The organism is Micromonospora sp. A202, assembly GCF_006715105.1.
Lineage (GTDB): Bacteria > Actinomycetota > Actinomycetes > Mycobacteriales > Micromonosporaceae > Micromonospora > Micromonospora zamorensis.
Window position 1 is genome coordinate 3,667,591 of record NZ_VFMP01000001.1, and the last position, 23,990, is coordinate 3,691,580.

Annotated in this window: 20 protein-coding genes and 1 tRNA gene; 11 read left to right on the forward strand and 10 right to left on the reverse strand. The window is 71.0% G+C overall.

The annotated features are described in order from the left end of the window. Window positions 1-77: 77 nt before the first annotated feature. From nrfD to FBZ33_RS17110, 4 genes are all read right to left on the reverse strand, one after another. Complete coding sequence (gene nrfD, locus FBZ33_RS17095; protein WP_141909831.1) at window positions 78-1,151, reverse strand: NrfD/PsrC family molybdoenzyme membrane anchor subunit; 1,074 nt, start codon at window positions 1,149-1,151, stop codon at window positions 78-80. Continuing rightward, on the reverse strand, window positions 1,148-2,191 hold the full coding sequence (locus FBZ33_RS17100; protein ID WP_141909832.1) for a 4Fe-4S dicluster domain-containing protein: 1,044 nt from the start codon (window positions 2,189-2,191) through the stop codon (window positions 1,148-1,150). Before FBZ33_RS17100 ends, nrfD begins: the two co-directional genes overlap by 4 nt. Before the next feature lie 3 nt (window positions 2,192-2,194). Next, on the reverse strand, window positions 2,195-5,470 hold the full coding sequence (fdh, locus tag FBZ33_RS17105) for a formate dehydrogenase (protein ID WP_141909833.1): 3,276 nt from the start codon (window positions 5,468-5,470) through the stop codon (window positions 2,195-2,197). Window positions 5,471-5,770: 300 nt separating this feature from the next. Next, window positions 5,771-6,190 (reverse strand): ASCH domain-containing protein, encoded by a 420-nt coding sequence (locus FBZ33_RS17110; protein WP_141909834.1) that lies wholly within the window; start codon window positions 6,188-6,190, stop codon window positions 5,771-5,773. A gap of 76 nt (window positions 6,191-6,266) precedes the next feature. Between FBZ33_RS17110 and FBZ33_RS17115 the strand changes: the two genes are divergently transcribed. Continuing rightward, window positions 6,267-6,665 carry an NUDIX domain-containing protein gene (locus FBZ33_RS17115; protein ID WP_141909835.1) on the forward strand — a complete coding sequence of 133 codons (399 nt, stop codon included), beginning with the start codon at window positions 6,267-6,269 and terminating at the stop codon, window positions 6,663-6,665. Window positions 6,666-6,667: 2 nt separating this feature from the next. Here FBZ33_RS17115 and FBZ33_RS17120 read toward each other — a convergent pair whose 3' ends face one another. Continuing rightward, window positions 6,668-7,741 (reverse strand): XdhC family protein, encoded by a 1,074-nt coding sequence (locus FBZ33_RS17120; protein WP_141909836.1) that lies wholly within the window; start codon window positions 7,739-7,741, stop codon window positions 6,668-6,670. Between the two features lie 118 nt (window positions 7,742-7,859). Between FBZ33_RS17120 and FBZ33_RS17125 the strand changes: the two genes are divergently transcribed. Genes FBZ33_RS17125 through FBZ33_RS17160 form a run of 8 tightly spaced genes read left to right on the forward strand, consistent with a single transcriptional unit; the run spans window position 7,860 to window position 16,081 of the window. Further along, window positions 7,860-8,732 carry a xanthine dehydrogenase family protein subunit M gene (locus FBZ33_RS17125; RefSeq protein WP_141909837.1) on the forward strand — a complete coding sequence of 291 codons (873 nt, stop codon included), beginning with the start codon at window positions 7,860-7,862 and terminating at the stop codon, window positions 8,730-8,732. 2 nt (window positions 8,733-8,734) lie between these two features. Next, window positions 8,735-9,283: a (2Fe-2S)-binding protein gene (locus FBZ33_RS17130; protein WP_088948676.1), complete on the forward strand. Its 549-nt coding sequence runs from the start codon at window positions 8,735-8,737 to the stop codon at window positions 9,281-9,283. Then, the gene (locus tag FBZ33_RS17135) at window positions 9,280-11,670 is read left to right on the forward strand and encodes an aerobic carbon-monoxide dehydrogenase large subunit (protein WP_099854472.1); all 2,391 of its coding nucleotides are present in this window, start codon (window positions 9,280-9,282) and stop codon (window positions 11,668-11,670) included. Before FBZ33_RS17130 ends, FBZ33_RS17135 begins: the two co-directional genes overlap by 4 nt. Window positions 11,671-11,680: 10 nt before the next feature. After that, window positions 11,681-12,547, forward strand: coding sequence for an XdhC family protein (locus FBZ33_RS17140; RefSeq protein WP_141909838.1), 867 nt, complete (start codon window positions 11,681-11,683; stop codon window positions 12,545-12,547). Between the two features lie 3 nt (window positions 12,548-12,550). Further along, on the forward strand, window positions 12,551-13,126 hold the full coding sequence (locus FBZ33_RS17145) for an NTP transferase domain-containing protein (RefSeq protein WP_141909839.1): 576 nt from the start codon (window positions 12,551-12,553) through the stop codon (window positions 13,124-13,126). Next, window positions 13,123-13,992 (forward strand): MoxR family ATPase, encoded by an 870-nt coding sequence (locus tag FBZ33_RS17150; RefSeq protein WP_141909840.1) that lies wholly within the window; start codon window positions 13,123-13,125, stop codon window positions 13,990-13,992. The genes FBZ33_RS17145 and FBZ33_RS17150 overlap by 4 nt, the downstream gene beginning before the upstream one ends. Next, complete coding sequence (locus tag FBZ33_RS17155) at window positions 13,989-14,846, forward strand: SRPBCC family protein (protein WP_141909841.1); 858 nt, start codon at window positions 13,989-13,991, stop codon at window positions 14,844-14,846. Before FBZ33_RS17150 ends, FBZ33_RS17155 begins: the two co-directional genes overlap by 4 nt. Beyond that, window positions 14,843-16,081 carry a VWA domain-containing protein gene (locus FBZ33_RS17160; RefSeq protein ID WP_141909842.1) on the forward strand — a complete coding sequence of 413 codons (1,239 nt, stop codon included), beginning with the start codon at window positions 14,843-14,845 and terminating at the stop codon, window positions 16,079-16,081. The genes FBZ33_RS17155 and FBZ33_RS17160 overlap by 4 nt, the downstream gene beginning before the upstream one ends. Here the strand turns inward: FBZ33_RS17160 and FBZ33_RS17165 are convergent. Continuing rightward, entirely contained in the window at window positions 16,006-16,962 is a 957-nt protein-coding gene (locus FBZ33_RS17165) for a LysR family transcriptional regulator (RefSeq protein WP_088948683.1), read from the reverse strand. The genes FBZ33_RS17160 and FBZ33_RS17165 overlap by 76 nt on opposite strands. A 285-nt stretch (window positions 16,963-17,247) precedes the next feature. Between FBZ33_RS17165 and FBZ33_RS32785 the strand changes: the two genes are divergently transcribed. Together FBZ33_RS32785 and FBZ33_RS17170 are read left to right on the forward strand one after the other, a co-directional pair. Further along, window positions 17,248-17,310, forward strand: a tRNA-OTHER gene (locus FBZ33_RS32785). A 551-nt stretch (window positions 17,311-17,861) separates the two neighbouring features. Then, window positions 17,862-19,403 (forward strand): TROVE domain-containing protein, encoded by a 1,542-nt coding sequence (locus FBZ33_RS17170; RefSeq protein WP_255508914.1) that lies wholly within the window; start codon window positions 17,862-17,864, stop codon window positions 19,401-19,403. 43 nt (window positions 19,404-19,446) lie between these two features. Here the strand turns inward: FBZ33_RS17170 and FBZ33_RS17175 are convergent, their stop codons facing one another. The 4 genes from FBZ33_RS17175 to FBZ33_RS17190 form a co-directional block, all read right to left on the reverse strand. Beyond that, on the reverse strand, window positions 19,447-20,268 hold the full coding sequence (locus FBZ33_RS17175; RefSeq protein ID WP_141909843.1) for an FkbM family methyltransferase: 822 nt from the start codon (window positions 20,266-20,268) through the stop codon (window positions 19,447-19,449). Window positions 20,269-20,312: 44 nt separating this feature from the next. After that, window positions 20,313-21,971, reverse strand: a complete 1,659-nt coding sequence (locus tag FBZ33_RS17180) for a sulfatase-like hydrolase/transferase (protein ID WP_255508915.1) — start codon at window positions 21,969-21,971, stop codon at window positions 20,313-20,315. Window positions 21,972-22,069: 98 nt separating this feature from the next. Then, window positions 22,070-22,939, reverse strand: a complete 870-nt coding sequence (locus FBZ33_RS17185; RefSeq protein ID WP_141909845.1) for a CDP-alcohol phosphatidyltransferase family protein — start codon at window positions 22,937-22,939, stop codon at window positions 22,070-22,072. Between the two features lie 186 nt (window positions 22,940-23,125). Then, window positions 23,126-23,944, reverse strand: coding sequence for a helix-turn-helix domain-containing protein (locus FBZ33_RS17190; RefSeq protein ID WP_141909846.1), 819 nt, complete (start codon window positions 23,942-23,944; stop codon window positions 23,126-23,128). Window positions 23,945-23,990 lie beyond the last annotated feature (46 nt).

Below are 23,990 nucleotides of genomic sequence, written 5' to 3' on the forward strand. Positions count from 1 at the left end.
CGCGCGGCGGCCAGACCTCTTGCATCACAACGGAAGGCGCCCCCTTGAAAGGGGCGCCTTCCGTTTCGCCGATCCGATCAGAGCTCGGTGGTCGACCGGTTCTCGTTGAGCCGCTCCCGTTGTGGCACCACCGTGTACTTCGGATCGCGTGCCGACACCCGTCCCGCCTCGAAGACGCCGAACCGGGTGGCGACCGACGATGCCACGAGGGCGGCGCCGGAGATCGCCGACAGGACCCGGCTGCGTCGGCTGAGCAGGGCGGTGACGGTGCCCACGGCGAGCAGGGCACGTCCCGCCTTGACCAGCCGGCCGCTGCGTCCGTGCTGGTAGGGCTCGCTGGTGAGGCCCTGCCGCTCCAACTGGTGCCCTCCGCCGAACTCGACGGCCGCGGCGGCCAGGGCGAGTCGTCGCAGTGGCGCGGTCTCCGCGGCCGGTGCCGCGATCAGCCCCACCCCGGACGCGGCGGCGAGCGCGCTGCCGGCGAAGACGAACGGCAGCGACGGGTAGGCGTCGTGCCAGGACGGCACGGCCGTGTCGGCGAGCAGCACCCCCGTGTACGTCGCCAGCGCCGGCGCGGTGGCCGCGGCGGCCAGGCCGGCGACGTTGCCGATGGGCGGTGCGATCCGACGGGCGAGGCCGAACACACCGTGCTGCGGGAGCAGCGGCGCGAGCTCGGCGACCGCGGCCACGCCGGCCAGTGGCCCGAACGCGGCGAGGATCCAGGTGCCTACCGACATCGGCGAGGTCACCTTGGCGACCCGGAGCATGTGATGGAACCGAGACGGCCGGCCGAGGTCGTGAACCAGTAGGTACGTGCTGGCGGCGACACCGCCGAGGGCCGCCCAGCGGCCCACCTTGCGCAGCCCCGGTCGTCCGGTCAGTTGGGCGCCCGCGCCGATCAGCGCACTTCCGGCGGCGAGGCCTCCGGTGAACAGGTAGCCGGCGATGTCGTACTTCCACACCGGCGGCTTCAGAACCGGCCGGCCGTAGTAGGAGGCGAAGTCGGCCGGCGGCACCGTGAGCTGCTCACCGCCGTCGCCGCCTCGTCTGCGGGGCTGCCGGTGACGCTTCCCGTCGGGCTGATCGAGGCCGGCCTGGAACTCGCGGAGCCGGGCGCCGACCGGCTCGTTCGATGGTGTCTCGTCGGTCATTGCCGCCTACCCAGGAACGCGACCGCCGTGGCGACCGCCATCGTCATCGCCGCGAGGCCGGCGCGCTTCCACATCGCCGGCAGGTCGCGGGTGGTCACGATCGGGTCCGGTGGCAGCCCGTACACCTCCGGCTCGTCGAGAAGCAGGAAGAACGCACCGTCCCCACCCACGCCGTCATTCGGGTCGTGCCCGTACAGGCGGGCCTCGGGGACGCCCCGCTCGTGCAGCGTCTCGACCCGCTCGGCGGCCCGCTCCCGCAACTCGTCGAGCGGCCCGTACTGGATCGACTCCGTCGGACACGCCTGCGCACACGCCGGGGTCATCCCCGCACCCAACCGGTCGTAGCACAGCGTGCACTTCCACGCCCGACCGTCATCCTTACGCTGATCGATCACCCCGTACGGACACGCGGAGATGCAGTAACCGCACCCGTTGCAAATGTCCTCCTGCACCACCACGGTGCCGAACTCCGTCCGGAACAACGAACCCGTCGGACAGACATCCAGACACGCCGCATGCGTGCAGTGCTTACACACGTCCGACATCATCAACCACCGGAAATCCGTACGCCCCTCCGCACCCGAACCCCTCCCCGGCGGCTGCGTACCCGGCATCCCCAGAAACTCCGGGCCGCCCGACATGCGGGCCGCCGCTGCGGGCGAGCCGGGTGGAAGGCCCGGATCGGTTCCGGTGTCGGTGCTGGTACCCGCGCCCACGGCCGCCGTGAGCGGGCTGACCGATGGCCCGTCGGGTTGCTCCTGGAACGCCGGAGTCGCCCACCCGGCCGAGCGGGGCTGCTCCACGAACGCGACGTGGCGCCACGAGTTCGCGGTCAGGGCACCCGTGTTGTCGTACGACATGCCCAGCAGGTCGAGCCCGCTCTCGGGGACCCCGTTCCACTCCTTGCAGGCCACCTCGCACGCCTTGCAGCCAATGCACACGCTGGTGTCGGTGAAGAACCCCATCCGCGGCGGCGGATCCTCGTAGCCGGCGTCCGGCGCGGGGTCCATCGGCCCGTACAGGGCATTGGCGTGGGGCATCGGTCAGGCCTCCTGGTCGCTGCTGCTGTCGGCGACGTCGGTCGTGACCATCGGTGGGTAGCGGTGGACGAGGTTCCCCGACCGCCGCCGGTAGTCGACGACGAGGCCCAACAGGTCCTGTCCTCTGGGGCGCCGTCCGGGCCGGACGTCGCAGGTGCCGACCTTGCTCTCCTGGATCAGGACGTTGGGGTCGAGGGTGATGCCGAACAGGTCGTTCGCCGAGTCGCCGGTCACCAGGCCCTCGTAGCCGAAGTGGTACGGCAGCCAGACCTGGTGGATGATCCGGCCATCCACGCGCAGCGGCGTGACGCGGTCGGTCACCAGCACCTTCGCCTCGACGGCCGCGCGGCTGGTGACCAGGTGGGCCCAGCCCAGGTGACTCAACCCTCGCAGGGCCGCCAACTCCGGCGACACCTCGACGAACAGCTCGGGTTGCAACTCGGCCAGGGGCGACACGTTGCGGCTCATCGCGCCGGCGGTGTGGTGCTCGGTGAGCCGGCTGATCGTGAACACGTACGGGAAGACGTCGCTGTGCTCCTGCGGCGGGCTCGGATTCAACGAGTTGATCGGGTGCGTGTAGACCTTGCGGGTCGGGTTGGCCTGCTGCCGGTACAGCGGGTTGCGCACCGGCGACTCGACCGGCTCGTAGTGGGTGGGCATCGGTCCGTCGAGCACGCCGGTGGGCGCGTACAACCAGCCCTTGCCGTCGCCCTGGAGGATGAACGGATCGTCGCCGGCAATGCCCGCCACGCCCGAGGCGTCGTGGGCGGGTCGGTATGACGGCGCCTTGTTCTTCTCGAAGTCCGGGACGTCGTAGCCGGTCCACTCGCCCTTCTCCGGGTCCCACCAGACGTAGCGCTTTCGTTCACTCCACGGGTTGCCGTCCGGATCGGCCGAGGCACGGTTGTAGAGGATGCGACGGTTCGCCGGCCAGGCCCAGCCCCACTCAAGGGCGACCAGGGACTGCTCGCTGGCGGGTTTGCGCCGGGCGGCCTGGTTGACACCGTCGGCGTACACGCCGCTGTAGATCCAGCACCCGCAGGCGGTGGAGCCGTCGTCCTTCATCTCCGTGAAGGACGCCAGTGGCCGGCCGGTCGCCACGTCGTACCCGTTGATCTCGCGCAGCACCGCCTCGGCGCTCGGCTCGGCGTTCGGGCCGTGCGTGGGGTAGTTCCAGTTCAGGTCGAGCAGCGCCCGGTCGCGCTGCAGGGTCGACTGCGCCAGCCGTTGCCGGATGATGCGGCCGAGGTGATAGAAGAACCACAGCTCGGAGCGGGCGTCGCCTGGCGGCTCGACGGCCTTCTCCCGCCACTGCAACAGGCGCTGCGTCTGGGTGAAGGTGCCCTCCTTCTCCACGTGGGAGGCGGCGGGTAGGAAGAACACCTCGGTGCGGCACTGCTCCGGCATGATCTCGCCGGTCTCAATCTCCGGCGCGTGCTTCCAGAACGTGGCGCTCTCGATCTCGAACAGGTCCCGGACCACGAGCCAGTCGAGATTGGCCATGCCGAGACGCTGCGCCCGGCCGTGCGCCGAACCGACAGCCGGGTTCTGCCCGAGCAGGAAATAGCCCTTGATCTTGCCGTCGATCATGTCGAGCACCTGCTGGTAGGTGCCGTGGTCGCCGGTCATCCGCGGCATGTACCCGTAGCAGTAGTCGTTCTCCGCGGTGGCGGCCTCACCCCAGTACGCCTTGAGCAGGTTGACGCCGTAGGTGCGGGCGTTGCCCCAGAAGCCCTTCTGGCCGGGGTGGTGGATGCTGTCCACCCACTCGTCGAAGGTCGGGTGGTCGGCGTGGTGCGGCATCGGCAGGTAACCCGGCAGCAGGTTGAACAGCGTCGGAATGTCCGTGGAGCCCTGGATGCTGGCATGACCGCGCAGCGCCAGGACTCCGCCACCCGGGCGGCCCATGTTGCCCAGCAGCAGTTGGATGATCGCGCCGGTGCGGATGTACTGCACACCCACACTGTGCTGCGTCCACCCCACCGAGTAGACGAGCATGCTCGTCCGTTCCCGGCCCGAGTTCGCCGCCCAAGCCTGAGCCAGCTCCAGGAACCGGTCCTGCGGGATCCCACAGACCCGCTCGACCATCTCCGGGGTGTAGCGGGAGTAGTGCCGCTTGAGGATCTGGTAGACGCAGCGCGGATGCTGCAACGTCTCGTCGCGTTCGGTATCACCGTCGACCGGAGCACCGTGCGACTCGTGCTCCAGCCCGGACGCGGTCTCCCGCTGCGTCTCGGTGTCGCGGGTCGTCTTGTTCTGCCCGTTGCCCGCGTACCGCCAACTGGCCTGGTCGTAGGAGGCGTTCTCCTCCTTGAAGCCGGAGAAGAGCCCGTGCAGGTCCTCGGTGTCGGCGTAGTCCTCGGTCACGATGGTCGCCGCGTTGGTGTACGCGACGACGTACTCCCGGAAGTCCAGCTCGTTTTCGAGGATGTAGCGGATCACGCCGCCGAGCATCGCGATGTCGGTGCCCGCCCGGATCGGCAGGTACGCGTCGGCCACCGCGCTGGTCCGGGTGAACCTCGGATCGACGTGGAACACCTTCGCCCCGCGGCGCTTGGCCTCCATCACCCACTGGAAACCCACCGGGTGCGCCTCGGCCATGTTCGAACCCTGAATGACGATCATGTCGGAGTTCGACAGGTCCTGCTGGTACTGGGTGGCGCCGCCGCGACCGAAGCTGGTCCCCAGACCGGGGACGGTGGCGGAGTGTCAAATACGGGCCTGGTTCTCGATCTGCAACGCACCCGCCGCGGTGAACAACTTCTTGATGAGGTAGTTCTCCTCGTTGTCCAGCGTCGCCCCACCCAGACTGGAGATGCCCAGCGTCCGGTTGAGCGGTCGACCCTCGGCGTCGACGTCCTCCCAGGTCTCGTCCCGGGCGGCCAGGAGCCGATCGGCGATCATGTTCATCGCGGTGTCGAGGTCGAGGTCCTCCCACTCGGTGCCGTACGGCCGGCGGTAGCGGACCTTGGTCTGCCGCAGCGGGCTGGTCACCAGGCTCTTGCTGGCCGCGCCCTTCGGGCAGAGGCGACCCCGCGAGATCGGGCTGTCCGGGTCGCCCTCGATCTGACTGACCTGCCCGTCCTTGACGAACACCCGCTGACCGCAGCCGACGGCGCAGTACGGGCACACCGAACGGGCCATCGAGTCGGCGGTTTCCGTGCGAGCCGTGAGCGCGCGGGACCCATCGGACTTCGCCGCGGCACCCCGCCCCAACGGGTCGGTGCCGGTGAGCTGGCGGTAGACCGGCCAGCCCTCGATCCAGCTACGCACCCCCATTGCCGCACCTTCCCGACCAAGCACGCCAAATATGAACACTCTGACGTTAGATGAGGTGCCGGTCCGGTCGCAGCGGGATCACCAACAGTCATGCCTTCGCCGGCCTTTTCGTGCGGGCCGGGAGTCGGCGCAGTCTGGCGGATCCAGGTTACGAAGAACAGCCACGGAGTTGAGATCCAGACAACGACGCAGAGACACACTGCCAGCGCAGCCCCGCTCGCCCGTTGATCGTTGGCAGCTGAGCAGCTCGACACGCCCAGCATCGCACTGCTGAGCTGCCAACGATCGCCCGCCCGCTGGTCAGACGACGTGCACCAGCCGGAAGCGCTCGGCTACCACCAGGGTGTCGTCGTCGACGGTGAAGCCGGGGTCGCCCAACTCGGCGCGTACCTCAGCGCTGTGCCAGAACCCCTCGTGTCCCGCGCGCCACTGCGCCACCGACTCGTCGCCCTCGCCCTCGTCCACGGCGTGTTGCAGGTCGACGTCGCCGAGCCGGACCACCCGTACGTCGGTCAGCTCGATGACCGCGACGCGCCGCCCCTCGGAGTCCACCACGGCGGACAGTTGACCCACCTCGGGCAGCGGCTCGTTCGCGCGCTCGTACCCGATCAGCAGGCCGGTCGTCGAGGTCTTCGCGCCGGAGAGGATCGCGGCGACGAGGCTGTCGCGCAGCGGTCCCGGGAACGCGAACTCGGCCAGCGGAAGATCATCGAGTTCCATCAGCGGAGGGTACGCGATCCGGCGTCTGCGAGGCGACGCCGTCGACAAGCTCGGGGCGACATGGCACGGTCCTCTGGTGGCAACCTATGGCGTCGCTCTCGTGCTGCTGGTCGATCCGTCGGGCGCGGTGCTGCTTCAGCACCGTGATGAGGACGCGCCCGCGTCGCCGGGTCAGTGGAGCCTGCCGGGTGGCCACATCGAGCCCGGCGAGTCGCCGGAGGAGGCGGCCCGCCGCGAGCTGTTGGAGGAGACGGGCCTGACAGCGGGTGAACTGCGCCCACTGTGGAGCGGCCCGCGCCCGTACGAACCCGGCTTTCCCCACACCGTCACCGTTCACGTGTTTCGGGGCACCACCACGGCCCGGCAGGAGGACGTGGTTCTCGGTGAGGGGCAGGCCATGGCGTTCGTCCCTCGGGGCCAGGTGCTCGACCGTGAGCTGGCGGTCTCCGCGGCGCTGGTCCTGCGCATGATCTAGCGTCAGGTGTGGTGGATCGGGGTCGCCAGGTCGCTGAGCGGCCGGCCCGAGCCGCCCCAGGCCTGCGCGGTGATCTCGGCGGCGATCGCCACGGCCGTCTCCTCGGGTGTGCGCGCGCCCAGGTCCAGCCCGATCGGTGAGCAGAGCCGGGCCAGCGCGGCCTCGCTCACGCCGGCCTCGCGGAGCCGGCGCATCCGGTCGTCGTGTGCGCGGCGGCTGCCCATCGCGCCGATGTAGCGGGCGGGTGTGCGCAGTGCGACCTGGAGCAGCGGCACGTCGAACTTGGGGTCGTGGGTCAGCACGCAGAGCACCGTGCGGTCGTCGACGGTCGTCGACTCCAGGTACGCGTGCGGCCACTGCACCACGAGGTCGTCCGCGTCCGGAAAGCGCGCGCGGGTGGCGAACACCGGGCGGGCGTCGCAGACCGTGACGTGGTAGCCGAGGAACCTGCCGATCCGGGCCATCGCGGCGGCGAAGTCGATCGCGCCGAAGATGATCATGCGGGGCGGCGGCACGTACGACTGGACGAACACCGCCACGTCGTCGCCACGCTGCTCCCCCCGCCGGCCCAGGTGGATCGTGCCGGTGGCACCGAGGGCGAGCATGCCCCGCGCCTGCCGGGCGGCCGCGTCGTCCAGGTCGGGTGCGCCGAGGCTGCCGACGATCCGGTCGGGCCAGATCACCAGTTGGGCGTTCTCCACCGATGCGGTGGCGACCGGCCGGCCGTCGGAGATCGCGGCGAGCACCTCGTCGGTCTCGGTCATCGCGACGCCGGGCTGCACCAGGATCTGGATCGTGCCGCCGCAGGTCAGACCGACGTCGAACGCGTCGTCGTCGCTGACACCGAAGGTCTGGGTCTGGGCAGTTCCGGTCTCCAGCGCCGTCCGACACATCTCGTAGACGGTGCCCTCGACGCAGCCACCGGAGATGCTGCCCAGCACCTCGCCGTGTGCCGAGACGGCCATCGCCGCCCCGGGTTGCCGGGGCGCGGACTGCCAGGTCCGCACGACGGTCGCGACGGCGAACACGACGCCGGCCGAACGCCAGGTCGTCAGCCCGTCGACGATGTCCCGCATGGCCGCACGATCCGCGAGCCCGGGCCGCACCGTCAACGGCGACCTAAGCAACTGCTTAGGTCGCCGTTGACTTTGGTCACCGTCGGGCAGAGATTTTGCCGGACTGCGGAGGTACGACATGCAGGTGCCGGCACCGTTCGAGTACGAGCGAGCCACCAGTGTGGACCATGCGATCAGCCTTCTGGAGCATCGCGGCGGCACCGCCCGCCTGATCGCCGGCGGGCACAGCCTGCTGCCGATGATGAAGCTCCGGCTGGCCAACTTCGACTATCTGATCGACATCAACGACCTGCACGCCGAGCTGGGCTACGTCGAGACGGGCCCGGACGAGGTTCGCATCGGGGCGCTGACCCGCCACCGGGAGCTGCTCGAATCCCCCGTGCTGGGGGCGGCGTTCCCGATCTTCGCCGACGCCGAACGGGTGATCGCCGACCCGGTGGTGCGCAACCGGGGCACGCTGGGCGGCTCGCTCTGCCAGGCCGACCCCTCCGAGGACCTCTCGGCGGTGTGCACGACCCTGGACGCGCGGTGCGTGATCCGGGGTCCGGGCGGCGCGGAGCGGGTCGTGTCGATGGAGGACTTCCACGTCGGGCCGTACGAGACGGCCGTCGCGGACGACGAGATCCTGGTCGAGATCCGGCTACCCGTGCGGCCCGGCTGCGGCAGCGCGTACGCCAAGGTCGAGCGCCGGGCCGGCGACTGGGCCGTGGTGTCGGCCGGCGCGGCGGTGTGGCTCGACGGCGGCGCGATCGTCGACGCCCGGGTCGGGCTCGCGGCGGTCGGCCCCAACACGACGGGCATCCCGGAGATCTCGGCCGCGTTGCGCGGGCAGGAACCCTCGGAGGGGCTCTACGAACAGGCCGGGGCGATCGCGGCGCGCAGCTGCGACCCGGTGACCGACCAGCGCGGCAGCGCGGACTACAAGCGGCATCTGGCCGCCGAGCTGACCAGGCGGACCCTGCGCCGGGCCGTCGAACGGGCGAGGAGCTGAGCATGCAGGTCACCATGACCGTCAACGACGTCGAGGTCACCCGGGAGATCGAGGCCCGGCTGCTGCTGGTGCACTTCCTGCGGGACGTGCTCGGTCTGACCGGCACGCACTGGGGCTGCGACACCAGCAACTGCGGCACCTGCGTGGTCTGGTTGGACGGCGAGCCGGTGAAGTCGTGCACAGTGCTCGCGGCGATGGCCGGCGGCCACCAGGTGCGTACCGTCGAGGGTCTCGCCAAGGGCGCCGAGCTGGACCCGATCCAGCAGGGTTTCATGCAGTGCCACGGTCTCCAGTGCGGCTTCTGCACGCCGGGGATGATGATGACCGCGCGGGCGCTGCTCGACCGCAACCCCGACCCGAGTGAGACGGAGATCCGGGAGGCGATCTCGGGCCAGATCTGCCGGTGCACGGGTTACGCCACCATCGTCCGCTCGGTCCGCTGGGCCGCCGTGGCCGAGGCGCAGGCCGCGGCCCAGGTCACCGAGACCACCGAATCGACCGAGGCCGGCGAGATCGACAACGCCGGCCAGCCCGCGGAGGCCGTCGCATGACCACCGTGCACGAGCGCGTGGACACGTTCCACGACAACGACCAGAAACCCGTCGGGTACGGCCGGATGCTGCGCAAGGAGGACCCGCGCTTCCTGCGGGGTCGCGGCCGGTACGTCGACGACGTCCAACTGCCCGGCATGCTGCACCTCGCGATCCTCCGGTCGCCGGTGGCGCACGCCCGCATCGTCAGCATCGACACGAGCGCCGCCGAGGCGTCGCCCGGGGTGAAGGCGGTCGTGACCGGGGCTGCCCTGGCTGCGCAGAACCTGGCCTGGATGCCGACCCTCTCCAACGACGTGCAGGCCGTCCTCGCCACCGACAAGGTGCGTTTCCAGGGCCAGGAGGTCGCGTTCGTCGTCGCCGAGGACCGGTACGCGGCCCGCGACGCGCTGGAGCTGATCGACGTCGAGTACGACGTCCTCGACCCGGTGATCGACGCACGTCGCGCGTTGGAGCCGGACGCCCCGCTGATCCGCGACGACCTGGACGGCAAGACGAACAACCACTGCTTCGACTGGGAGACCGGCGACGAGGCGGCCACCGAGGCGGTCTTCGCCCGCGCCGACGTCGTGGTCAGCCAGGATCTCGTCTACCCCCGGGTGCACCCGGCGCCCATGGAGACGTGCGGGGCGGTCGCCGACTACGACGCCGTCGACGGCAAGCTGCGGCTCTGGTCGACCACCCAGGCGCCGCACGCGCACCGCACCCTGTACGCCATCGTGGCGGGCCTGCCCGAGCACAAGATCCAGGTGATCGCGCCGGACATCGGCGGCGGGTTCGGCAACAAGGTGCCGATCTACCCCGGGTACGTCTGCGCGATCGTCGCCTCGATCGTCACCGGCAAGCCGGTGAAGTGGATGGAGGACCGCTCGGAGAACCTGATCAGCACCGGTTTCGCCCGCGACTACATCATGCGCGGGGAGATCGCGGCGACCCGCGACGGCCGGATCCTCGGCATCCGCACCAACGTGCTGGCCGACCACGGCGCGTTCAACGGCACCGCCGCCCCGGTGAAGTACCCGGCCGGCTTCTTCGGGGTGTTCACCGGCAGCTACGACATCGAGGCCGCGTACTGCAAGATGACGGCGGTCTTCACCAACAAGGCGCCCGGCGGTGTCGCGTACGCGTGCTCGTTCCGGATCACCGAGGCGGTCTACCTGGTCGAGCGGATCGTCGACTGCCTCGCCGACGAACTCGGCATGGACCCGGCCGAGCTGCGGCTGAAGAACTTCATCCAGCCGGAGCAGTTCCCGTATACGACGAAGACCGGCTGGGTGTACGACTCGGGCAACTACGAGCCGACGATGCGGCTGGCGATGGAGATGGCCGGCTACGACGAGTTGCGCCGCGAGCAGGCGGAGAAGCGGGCCCGGGGCGAGCTGATGGGCATCGGCATCGCGTTCTTCACCGAGGCCGTCGGCGCCGGGCCGCGCAAGGACATGGACATTCTCGGGCTGGGCATGGCCGACGGCTGCGAGCTGCGCGTCCACCCGACCGGAAAGGCCGTGGTACGCCTCAGCGTCCAGTCGCAGGGTCAGGGGCACGAGACGACGTTCGCGCAGATCGTCGCCGAGGAGATCGGGATTCCACCGGCGGACATCGAGGTGCTGCACGGCGACACCGACAACACCCCGTTCGGCCTCGGCACGTACGGCAGCCGGTCGACGCCCGTCTCAGGCGCAGCGGCGGCTCTGGTGGCCCGGAAGGTCCGCGACAAGGCGCGGATCATCGCCTCGGGGATGCTGGAGGTGTCGGTGGCCGACCTGGAGTGGGAGAAGGGCGCGTTCCACGTCGCGGGCGACCCGGGCAGGTCCGTCACCATCCAGGACATCGCCATGCGCGCGCACGGCGCGGGTGACCTGCCCGAGGGCATCGAGGGTGGCTTGGAGGCGCAGATCTGCTACAACCCGTCGAACCTGACCTACCCGCACGGCGCGTACATCTGCGTGGTGGACATCGACCCCGGCACCGCGCAGGTGAAGGTCCGGCGGTTCATCGCGGTCGACGATTGCGGCACCCGGATCAACCCGATGATCATCGAGGGGCAGGTGCACGGCGGGCTGACCGACGGGGTCGGCATGGCCCTGATGGAGATGATCGCGTTCGACGAGGACGGCAACTGCCTCGGGGCGTCCCTGATGGACTATCTGATCCCGACGTCACTGGAGGTGCCCGACTGGGAGACCGGGTTCACCGTGACGCCGTCGCCGCACCACCCGATCGGCGCGAAGGGCGTGGGCGAGTCCGCGACGGTGGGGTCGCCACCCGCGATCGTCAACGCGGTCATCGACGCCCTGAAGCCCTTCGGCGTACGCCATGCCGACATGCCGCTGACGCCGTCGCGGGTCTGGGACGCGATGCGCGGCCAGGCCCGGCCGCCGATCTGAGGGAGCCGAGATGACCACCATCGCGGAGCGCGCCCGGGAGCTGACCGACACCCGGGAGCCGTTCGTCCACGCCACAGTGGTCCGCGCCCAGGACCCGACGTCGGCCCGGCCGGGCGACGCCGCGGTGATCCGGTCCGACGGCTCGATCGAGGGCTTCGTGGGCGGGGTGTGCGCCGAGAGTTCGGTGCGGGCGGCGGCGCTCGACACCCTGCGCGACGGGACCGCCCTCCTGCTGCGGGTGCTGCCGGAGGGCGCGGTCCCGTTCCCGGACACCCCGGGGGCGCGGGTGGTGGTCAACCCGTGCCACTCCGGTGGGGCGATCGAGGTCTTCCTCCGACCGATGCTGCCGGCGCCGGCTCTGCGTGTCGTCGGCAGCACGCCGATCAGCGCGGCGGTGGCCAACCTCGCCGCGTTCCTCGACTTCGACGTCGTCGCGGCCGACGACTGCGCCGGCTGTACCGCTGTCGTCGTGGCCGGGTTGGGCAAGGGCGAGCAGGAGGCGATCCGGGCCGCGCTGGACGCCGGCGTCGGGTTCATCGCGCTGGTGGCCAGCGGCAGGCGCGGCGCGGCCCTGCTCGACGAGCTGGGGTTGACCGACGCGGAGCGCGCCCGCGTCCACTCGCCAGCGGGTGTGGACATCGGCGCGCGTACGCCGGCCGAGATCGCCCTGTCGATCATGGCTGAGGTGGTCCGGGCGATCCGGGTGGACGGGTTGGCCCCGGCCTCCGGCGCGCCGGCCGCTCGACCCCAGCAGGCCGTCGACCCGGTGTGTGGGATGACAGTGCTGGTCGGGCCGGAGACGCCGCATGCGCGGGTCGACGGGCAGGACTTCTGGTTCTGCTGCGCCGGCTGCCTCGCGAGTTACACGGCGGCGTAGCCCGTGTTCCTGACCGGCCTGGTGCTCGCCGCGGGCGCGTCGGTGCGCCTCGGCGAGGCGAAGCAACTGCTGCCGTACCGGGGGCGGACGCTGCTCGACGCCACAGTCGACCTGGCCCGCTCGTGCGGCTTCGACCAGCTGCTCGTCACACTGGGCGGCGCGGCGAGCGGCATCCGCGACCGGGTCGACCTGACCGGGTGCCAGGTCGTGGAGAACCCGGCGTTCAGCACCGGCTGCGGGTCGTCGGTCAGCACCGCCGCGCGGGCGGTGGACCCGCGCGCCGACGCGCTCGTGCTGCTCCTCGGTGACCAGCCCGGCGTCCGCGCCGCAGACGTCCGCCGGGTCGCCGAGGCGGCCACACCGCTGGCCGTCTGCCGGTACGCGAACGGGCTGGGCCACCCGTTCCGCTTCGGCCGGGCGGTCCTTCCCGAGCTGTACGACCTGCACGGCGACAAGGCCGTCTGGAAGCTGCTGCACTCCGGCCGCCACCCGGTGACAGAGGTGCCCGTAGACGGGCCGGTGCCGATCGACGTGGACACCCGGGCGGACTACGAGCGCTTGCTGGCGGGCGAGGCATGAGGGACGCCCTGGCCGTGCGGCACCGCCTCGACGCCGTCGACTACCTGGTCGACGACGGCCTGGCGATGGCCCTGTTCCTCGCGTTGCGCCTCGGTCGGCCACTGCTGCTGGAAGGCGAGCCGGGTGTCGGCAAGACCGCCGCCGCCAAGGCGTTGGCCCGCGCGCTGGAAACGCCGCTGATCCGGTTGCAGTGCTACGAGGGGCTGACCGCGAGCGAGGCGCTCTACGAGTGGAACTACCAGCGACAACTGCTGGCGATCCGGCTCGCCGAGGCACAACAGGCGCGGCTCACCGACGCGGACCTGTTCAGCGCCGAGTTCCTCCAGGAACGGCCGATCCTCCGGGCCGTACGCCACCGGGGGCCGGTCCCACCGGTGCTGCTGATCGACGAGATCGACCGGGCCGACGACGAGTTCGAGGCGCTGCTGTTCGAGTTCCTCGGCGAGGCCGGCATCACGATCCCCGAGCTCGGCACGTTCACCGCCCGTACGCCGCCGGTCGTGGTGCTCACCTCCAACCGCAGCCGGGAGCTGCACGACGCGTTGCGCCGCCGCTGCCTGTACCACTGGATCGACTTTCCCGAGCCGGCCCGCGCCGTCGAGATCGTCCGCCGTGCCGTGCCGGGCGCCACCGAGCCGCTGATCCAGACGGCCGTCCAGTTCGTCGGCGGCGTACGCGGCCGCGAGTTGGAGAAGCCGCCCGGGATGGCGGAGACCATCGACTGGGTGGCCGCACTGTCCGTGTTGGGCGTCGCCGGTCTCGCCGCCGACGACGTCACGCTGACCATCGGCACCATCGCCAAGACCCCCGACGACCGCGCCGTGGTCGCCGCCGCGCTCGGCGCCTACCAGGAGAGCCAGCTATGAAGATCACGAACGAGTTCGCGGTCGCTGTCCCGATCGACGAGGCGTGGGCGGTGCTCACCGATCTGGAGGGGATCGCGCCGTGCCTGCCGGGTGCCCAGTTGACCGGCGTCGACGGTGACGTCTACCGGGGCAGGGTGAAGGTCAAGGTCGGGCCGGTGATCTCGGAGTTCGCGGGCACCGCCCGGTTCGTCGAGAAGGACGACGCCGCCTACCGCGGGGTGATCGACGCGAAGGGCCGCGACGCCCGGTCGACGGGGAACGCGTCCGCGCTGGTCACCGCCCACCTACGGCCGGACGGCGACCGGACGCTGGTCAGCGTGGACACCGACCTGAAGATCTCCGGCAAGCTGGCCCAGTTCGGCAGCGGCATGATCAAGGAGGTGTCGGGCAAGTTGGTGGCCCAGTTCGTCGCCAACCTGGAGGCCAAGCTCGCGGCCGACCACTCGGCCCCGGCCGTGCCGGCGGCACGCGCGGAATCCGAGCCCGTCGCGCCGTCGTCCGTAGCGCCCGAGGCGCTTCCCGCCGCGTCCGCGACAGCGGTCGCCACCACACCCAGGACCGCCGCCGTCGCGCCGTCACCGATCGAGCCGTCACCAGCCTCTTCGACGTCGGTGTCGTCGCCGATCTTGCCGTCCCTGCCGTCGGCCCCGGCGGCGTCGTCGGCGTCGTCATCGGCATCGTCATCGGCTGTCGAGTCACCCGACGGCTCCACCCGCGTGGAGGTGGCTGCCGAGCCGGAGGCGCTCGACTTGCTCAGCATCGCCGGCGGTTCGATCACCAAGCGCCTCGTACCCGTCGTCGTCGGTCTCGTCGCCGTGGGCGCGGTGATCGCCTGGCTGGCCTCGCGCCGGTGAGCCCGGGCGTGCTGCGCGGGGTCGACCGGGCCGCGTTCGCGGTGGCGCTCGCCGGCCGGCTGCGACGAGCCGGCGTCCCGGCCGGCCTCACCGACGTCGACGATTTCGTCCGGGCGCTCGCCGCCAGCCCACCCGACTCGATGTCGTCGCTCTACTGGACGGCCCGGATCTGCCTGGTCCGACGGCACGCCGACCTCGCCGCGTTCGACCGGGTCTTCGCGGCGATCTTCGCGGACCCCCCACCGCTGCCGCGGCCGTCGCGGTCCGCGTCCCCGCCTGACGCTCACGACGATGTGTACGTGCGTGTGCCGGCCGACACCGACGACTCGGATTCTGGCGGTGGCCTGCCGTGGGCGACGCTGCCGCCGGCCGTCGCGGAGACACCGGCACACGACACGGCGCTGCTGCTGCCCGAGCGGCGCCCCAGCGCCCTCAGCGGGCTCGCCGACCGCCCGTTCGACGCACTCGACAGCGCACAGGTGGCACAACTCGGCGACGCCCTGCGCGCTGCCGTCGCCGGCTGGCCGACCCGGCGTACCCGGCGGTTCGTCATCGGCGCGGCCGGTGCCCGGGTCGCGCTGCGGCCCACCATCGCCCGGGCCCGCCGCACCGGGTGGGAACCCGTCGAGGTCGTCCGGGAGCGACCGGTGCGACGGCCACGGCGGGTCGTGCTGCTCTGCGACGTCAGCGAGTCGATGCGGGCGCAGGCGACCGCGTACCTGCATCTGATGCGGGCGTTCGCGGTGGTCGCCGACGCGGAGGTCTTCGCGTTCGCGACGACGCTGACCCGGCTCACCGTGGTGCTGCGACACACGTCGGCGGCCGAGGCGGTCGCGCAGGCCAGCGCCGCCGTGACCGACCGGTACGGGGGCACCCGGATCGCCACGAACCTGCGCTCCCTGCTCACCTCCCACCACGCGGACGCCGTACGCGGGGCGGTGGTGGTGATCGGGTCGGACGGCTGGGACAGCGACCCGCCGGACGAACTCGCGGCCGTGATGGCCCGGCTGAGCCGCCGCGCGTACCGGATCGTCTGGTTGAATCCCCGCGCCGGCGCACCCGGCTTCACCCCCCGGGTCGGCGGCATGGCCGCCGCCCTCCCCTACTGCGACCGGATGCTGCCCGCCGGCACCTTCCAGGACCTGCTGGTCGTCGCCCGTCAGCTCCAGAGCGTCACGTGCACCGACGGCCGGAAGTGGCCGACGCTGACGCCCGCGCCGCGCATCATCGCCTGAATCGCCCTCGGCGTCGACGAGAAGCGCGACAGCTCGTCGGCGGCCGACATCGCGTCGGGGGTGGCGAGCACCTGCGAATGCCACACCGCCTCCATCGTCGCGTTCGGCCCCGCCACCTGCGCGAGATGCCCCTGCCGGACGTCCGGCGCGACGGTGAACGCGAGGGCCGGCGAGACGCCCTTGCCCCGCTTGGCCTCCCCCAGCGCCGCCGCGTGGCTCTGGAAGATCTGCTGCCGCTCGTCGGGCACGGCGAGGCGACGCAGCATCGCCGGCACCCCACCCAGATCCGTGGTGGCGGACGGCCCGAGCAGCCAGGTCTGCTCTCGCAGCTGCCCGGGGGACGCCGGAACGCCGGCCAGCGGGTGCTCCGGGCCGACGACGAGGACGAGGCGGTAGTTCATCACCGGTCGGCTGGCCGTGGCGCTGTCGACCACCGGCGGTTGCGGGCCGATCGCGATGTCCACGGCGCGAGCCAGCAGCAGCGACCCGAAGGCACCCGGGCTGCGTACGCTCAGCTCGACGTCGAGATCGGCGGCCCGCTTGGCGAAGAGCTCGATCAGACCCGGCGCGGCGAACTCGGCGAACAGGCTCGACGCGGCGACCCGCAGCAGCCGCCGGCCACGCGTCGCGGCGCTCACCTCCCGGATCGTACGGTCCTGCAGGCCCAGCAGCTCCGCGGCGCGACTGGCCAGCCGCAGCCCACCAGGGGTGAAGGCGAGGCCACCCGCCGTCCGGGAGAAGAGCTTGTCGCCGAACTCCCTGCGCAACTGGGCGATGTGGAGCGACACGGCCGACTCGGAGACCTGCAGCTCCGCGGCGGCCTGCTTGACGGACCCCAGCCGAACCACCGCGACGTACGCGCGCAGCTGCGTCGGGGTCATCGGTGTCACCCACCTCCCGCGCGATCGCGTGGCTCGGCTCTCCGTCGAGACGAACCCCGATCATGCCCCGGTGACGTGTCCCACCGCCATCAGTGATTCACCCGACCGACGTGCTCGTCGTCGACGATCGAGGGCTCGACGCGGCGCGGGGCCCTCGCTGCGGTCGGGCTGGCCGCCCCGGCGGTGGGGTGAACGAACCCGTCCGGAGCCAGCGGAGGCCGCCAGGGCGCCGAAAAACAGCTTGTCCACGCGTCGGTGCGGGCCTATCGTCGTCTGGCGCCTTCCGGTGCGCAGGCAACGGCTACTTCCGCTCTCAACGGGGAGACGTGGGTTCGAATCCCACCGCCACCTTGGGTGGCGTCGACCAGCGGCCCAGGTCACCTTGGCCCGCAAGGGCCGGTCGCCGTCGCCGCTTCGATCTCGGGAGGCGCGCTCACGCCGCACGCCCGGTGCGACGGACACGGCTACTTCTTTGGTGAAGGCCCGGCAAGGGCCCCGCGGTTCGAACCCGCGAAAACCGTGTCCACTTTTGATCTCGGGCGTGCGGCGTGACCAGGCGGGCACCACTGCCCTCCCGATCACAAGATCGCAAACTCCGTTGCCCGGCCGTCGGCGCCACCGCTAGCGTCATGACCGCACTTCCCGGTGCGCAGGTGACGGTTACATCTGGAGGGGTTCCGACCCGGTGAAGGACCATCCGTCGCCGACCTCGATCTCGGGAAGCGCGACCACACCGCACACCCGGTGCGCAGGCAACGGTTACTTCAGGGGTCCGCAGATGGGGGTTCGAGTCCTCCGCCACCTTCGGGTGAATAGTTCAACGGACAGAACGGCGGACTGGTCCGTGGCCGATTTTGATCTCGGGTGTGCGGTGGGGTGGCGTTTCCGAGCTGATTGACGTGGGGGACGTCATGGCCAAGTTCAACATCAAGCTGCGCAAGGGCCGTCAGCAGCCGGCGACCGCCCAGGGCGCGCCCGGCTTCGCCCGTGAGCCGCGCGTCGAACTCTTCCTGCTCGGTGTCTCCATCATGGTCGGCGAGGACACCTTCTACGAGGGCGCCACGGACCGGGACGCTCGCTTCCGAGACCTGGTCGCCACCGTCGCCGTAGCTGACCCGGACTGGTTCGCTCGCTTCGTACCGTGGCTTCGGTCCGTCGCCATGCTGCGCTCGGCGTCCGTGGTGGCGGCTGTCGAGGGCGCTCGCGCCCAGGTTGCCGCCCAGATTCCGGGTTCGCGGGCAGTCGTGGACGCCGCGTTGCAGCGTGCGGACGAGCCCGCAGAAGCTCTGGCGTACTGGCTGGCTCGCCATGGCCGGGCACTACCCAAGCCGGTGAAGCGGGGCATCGCCGACGCGGCGGTCCGGCTGTACACCGAGCGGAGTCTGCTCAAGTACGACTCCGTCGGCAGCCAGGTGCGCTTTGGCGATGTCATCGACCTGACGCACCCCACCGCGAAGGACGAGCGGCAGGGCGACCTGTTCCGGCACGCGCTGGATCGGCGGCACCGGCGGGACAATCCGCTGCCGGCGTCGCTCGGGATGCTGGCGGCCAGGGACGCGCTCATGGCGTTGCCCGTCGAGCAGCGTAGGGAGGTCACCGATCCGGCGGTGCTGGCCGCGGCCGGCATGACGTGGGAGGCCCTGGCGGGCTGGCGACAGAGCGCGATGGACGCCTCGGCATGGGAGTCCGTCATCCCGACCATGGGCTATCTGGCGTTGCTGCGCAACCTGCGCAACTTCGACCAGGTCGGGGTCAGCGACACCGTGGCGGAGACGGTGGCGGCCAAGCTCTCCGATCCGGGCCAGGTTGCCGCCTCTCGGGTGCTGCCGATGCGCTTCCTGTCGGCGTACAACGCGGCACCGAGTCTGCGGTGGGCGTACCCGCTGGAGAAGGCCTTGCAGCATGCCCTGGCCAACGTGCCTGCTCTGGGCGGGCGGACCCTCATCCTCATCGACACGTCGGGCTCGATGCGGAGCCCGTTCAGCAAGGACGGCACGCTGCTCTGCTGGGACGGCGCCACGGTGTTCGGCCTGGCGCTGGCCGCCCGGGCGCGGGCGGCCACGGTGGTGTCGTTCTCCAATGACAGTCGGGTGTTTCCGTCATTGGCGGGCGAGTCGGTGCTCGCGGCGGTGCGGCGGTTCAAGGACGACGGCTACTTCTTAGCCATGGGCACCGACACCGAGAAGGCGGTGCGCAAGCACTACGACCGGCACGACCGGGTGGTCATCCTCACCGATGAGCAGGCCCATTGGCACAACGCGGCGGACGTGGCCGCAACGGTGCCCGCTGAGGTTCCCGTGTACACCTGGAACCTGGCCGGATACCGGGTCGGGCACACGCCGACCGCAGCGAACCGGCACACCTTCGGCGGGTTGTCCGACGCCGCGTTCGCGATGATCCCGCTCATCGAGGATGGCATTAACGAGCGATGGCCCTTCTGAACGTCGGGCGCCGTGAGGCTCCCTTCCGGTACGCGGACAGTGGCTACTGCCGCTTCGGATCGTCATGCGGCGGTGGCTGTCGCAACCCTCCCCGGGACACGCAGTACACATCGCCGGCGTTGGCCAGGTGCGGCAGTTCGAGCAGGTGTGCTGCCACGTCGCTCGCGGGTAGCCACCTCTCGAAAGTCATCGACTTGTCGTCGCCCAGCGCCACGTCGAAACCGTCGAAGCCGAGCGCGGTCAGACGGTCGAGGCACCGGTAGGCAACCGCACGTGCGATCGTGGTGAACTCGAACGACAGAGCGGGCAGCGGACGGCTCAGGCCGGCCAGCACCTCGTCCTCGAAACCCTCCACGTCAATCTTGGCGAAGCTCGGTACGCCGTACTCGTGGATCAGCGCGTCGGCGGTGACCACCGGAACCTCGATGTCCCCGTCCCACACCTGGCCCTCCCAACCGCCCGCGCCGTGCGCCGCCCGTACGAAGTCGGACGAGGCGGTCGACACGGTGGGGTTGGCGGAGTTGACGTGCAGCCGTGTGCTCCCGGCGGCCGCGCCACACGCCCCTTCGACCAGCGTCACCTGGTCGTCGTCGGCGTAGATCGTCCGCAGGGCGCGCAGGCACAGCGGCTGCGGCTCGACGGCGACGACCCGGGCTCCGAGTCGACGGAAGCTGCCGATGTGGTCACCCACGTGGGAGCCGATGTCGAAGACGAGGTCCCCCGAGGTGACGAACCGGGAGTAGAACGCGTCCATCCTCGCGTCCCGCTGCGGGTCGCCGTAGTAGACATCCAGCGACCGGTGCAGGAGGGACATGGCCGGATCGGCCCGGAGCGCAGCGATCCTGGCCTCGGTGGTAGCCGTCATCTGTCTGTCGTCCAGTCCGTGAGTGGGGCGCGAGGTGGCCGGGGTTACGGCCCGAAGGCGGTCAGGAACCGGTCCCGGAAGGTGTCCATCCGCCAGACCGGTGCCTGCGGCCCGGGCTTGAGCCCGTCCTGCCAGCCCCACCCGGAGATCCGGTCCAGGACGGCCCGGTCCCGGGTGATGATCGTGATCGGGACGTCGTGGCTGGCGTTCTCGCCGGTGACGACCGCGGCGGGCTGATGGTCGCCGAGGAAGATGAACACGAGATCGTCGTCGCCGTAGGTCTCCACGTAGGAGACGAGCGTGCTCAGCGTGTACTGGATGGACTGCCGGTAGTCGGCCCGGATCTGGGCGGTGCTGCGCCGCCGCTCATCCTCGTCGCCGGCGGTGCCACGGTAGATCGCCCCGTCGCCGACGGTCGACCAGTCGACCAGTCGCGGGACGGGCGTCCACGGTGCGTGGCTCGACACCAGCGCGATCTCCGTCATCACTGGGTTGCCGTCCTGTTTCGCCTGCTCCAGGCGCTGCCAGCTGGACAGCGTGTACTGGTCGGGCATCGTGCCGAAGCTGAACTTCGGACCGCGGTAACCGAGCGCCCTGGCGTCGTAGAACCGCTCGTAGCCGAAGAAGGAGCCCTCCGGCCACGCCCTGCTGACGGCGGGCATCACGCCGACCGTCTGCCAGTTGGCCCGCCGGAAGGCGCCGTTGAGGGTCATCCGGTCACTCGCCAGCAGGGTGCGGTGCCGCTGGTCGTTGTCGATCCACAGGCCGGAGAGCAGGGTGTCGTGCGCGAGCCAACTGCCGCCGCCGAACGTCGGCGAGGTGAGGAAGCCGGACTGCGCGGCGAATCCCGCCGCCTGCAACCGGCTGGTGCCGCTGTCGAGGACCGCGCCGACCTGCGGGGCGAACTCCGGGTCCTCGACGGCGTCCCGGCCGTAGCTCTCCACGAAGGCGAGGACCACGTTCTTGCCCCGCAGCGCGGTCAGCAGCTGGTCGCCCGGGGTGTCGGCGAACCGGTCGGCCTCGATCTGGGTGGAGAACGTCTTCCGGTCGTCGAGACGCAGGCGCACCTGGAACCCGTGGCCGTTGGCCAGGGTGGTCGCGGACGTGTCGGCAACCGGGACGGCCGGCACCACCCGCACGTCGAACGCCGCGCAGGCCACCCAGACGACCACCAGCGCCGCCACGACCCGGGTGGTCCCGGTGCGGTGCCCGATCACCAGCCGGCGCAGCCGCCGCACCGACAGCGTGACCAGGACCGGCAGGCCCACGGCCACCACAGCCAGGGCGATCGCTGCGCCGATGGCGGCGGGCCGACCGTACGACTCGCTGAGGAAGGCGAACGCCTCGTCCAGCAACGCCCAGTCGAGCACCAGGTCGAACGCCCGGCTGAGGGCGGCGGAGAACCCCAGGTCGAGCAACTTCAGCAGGCCGAGCAGACCGAGAGCCACGCCAGTGAGCGTCGCGACCAGCCGGCTCCCGCGCGATGGCAGCGCGAGCAGGAGGGCCACGACCAGCAGCGCCTCCAGGGGGATCCGTACGAACGCACCGGGGCTGAACCGGCCGAAGTCGTACGGTGCGGTGAGCACGAGCAGCACCAGCAGCGCGGCCAGGACGGTCACGAGTCGGGCCCGGATGGAGCGCTTCGGCCGACCCTCACCTGCGGTGTCGTCGTCGGCGGTAACGCCGGGGAGTTCGCCCCTCATCGCCTTCCGTCCCTGGCTCGGCAGCTCACGTACTCGTGTCAAGAGCGACAACCGAGGCATCCTTCCATGATCACTGAGGGGTGCGGCGTGCGGGCGGCTCAGACGCGGGCGGTCCCGCTGCGGGCCACTGAGACGGTCTGGCGCTCCTGCCAGGGCAGCCCGTCCGCCTTCCCCGCACACGACCCGCCCAGCACCGGGCCGGCGTTCTGGGTGCTGTGGCTGAGCTGGCTGCTCGCGTGGTCCACCGTGACCTGCGGGTCGTAGCTGAGGGTGCGGCGGAGGTGACGGGTCAGCCACAGCCACGTGACGTCGCGCCCGAAGGACTCGACGAGCAGCGCCAGCGACACCACCAGCATGGCGGTCGTCAGCGGCCCGGGCAGCGCGTCACCCATCGCCACCGTCAGCACCACGCCCTGGACGGCGGCGACGACCTTGCGCCAGTAGCGCGGCGGCAGCGACCCGCGCATCCATCCCAGCACCCAGCTCGCGGCCACGAAGACGTACCGCATCGCGCCGATCGCGAGCACCCAGCCGCCCACCGAGGGGGCGACATGGAGGCACAGCACCAGCACCAGGAACGAGTCGATCTCCATGTCGAAGCGCGCGCCGAGCTCGCTGGTCGTCCCGGTGCGTCGGGCCGTGTAGCCGTCCACCGCGTCGAGGACCAGCGCCACGGTGGCGAGGGTGACCATCAACGCGACCGGCGCCGGCCGGGTGAACGACTCCGCGGCCAGGGCCGTCACGCCGCCGACGAGGATCGCCCGGCTCAGGGTCACGCGGTCGGCCGGGCTCAGACCAGGCGCGGCCGACCGGGACATCCCCCGACTGAGCAGGAGGCACAGGCCCACTCCGTAGGCCAGCCCCGCCAACCATCCTGCCGCGCCCAGACCGACTGTCCCCGCGAGCACCGCCAGCACGACGATCTGCACGATCAGCCCGACGAGCGGACCAGTTCGAACCGTTGACATCGTGCCTCCGCGAATCTGGTGTGTGACCCTGACCGTCATCACGGAAAATATGACCGATCGGTTCATTTTGAACGGGACTCACCATGTATACGGACGAACGTGCCCCGTCGGATGCGGATTAGTCGTAGACGGTGGGTGCAGCTCGTCGCCGCCGACGACGCCACGGACGCGACGACGGTGCCGAGGTCAGGCCACGCCGGCCGCGGGCGTGCCGAGGGCGTGGAGCGCGGCGGCGGTCACCGGGTCGGCCGGAAAGAATGCCTCGACGGCCAGCCCGGAGACGGTGACGTCCAGCGGGGTGCCGAAGAGGGTGGTCGTGCTGATGAAGGCCAGCTCGCGGTCGCCGTGGCGGTACCGCAGTGGGATGACGACACGCGACAGCTCGTCGCTGGTCGGTGCCCCGATGTCGTCGCCACTGGGATAGCCGCGAAGCTCGTCGAGCAGGTCGGACAGGACCGGGTCGCTGGTCGCCGCGGCCTGTTGGCGCAACCGCGCGAGCAGGTGGGCCCGCCACTCGGGAAGGTTGAGGATTCGCGGGGCCATGCCATCGGGGTGCAGGCTGAGCCGCAGCACGTTGACCGGTGGGGTGAGCAGGTGAGGTTTCGCGTCGGCGGTGAACAGGGCCACGGCGGGGTTGGCCTCGACGAGCTGCCAGTGCTGGTCGACGAGCGCCGCGGGGTACGGGCTGTGCCCGTCGAGAATCTGCCGTACGGCGGCCCGGAACGGGGCGAGTTGCGGGTCGGTCAGCTCGTGGCTGGGGTAGGCGGGGGCGTAGCCGCCGGCGAGCAGCATCGTGTTGCGCTCGGCCAGCGGCAGGTCGAGCCGCTCCGCCAGCCGCAGGATCAGGTCCGGGCTCGGCCGGGATCGCCCGGTCTCCACGAAACTCAGATGCCGGGCCGACACACCCGCCTCGGTCGACAGGTCGAGCTGACTCATTCCGCGGGTTCGACGCCAGTCGCGCAGCAGCTCCCCCACCGGTCGGCCCGGCCTGGTCCTGGTCGTCACCCCCCGACCCTAGTGACCACACCGGGGGTACGCCCCATTACCTGCG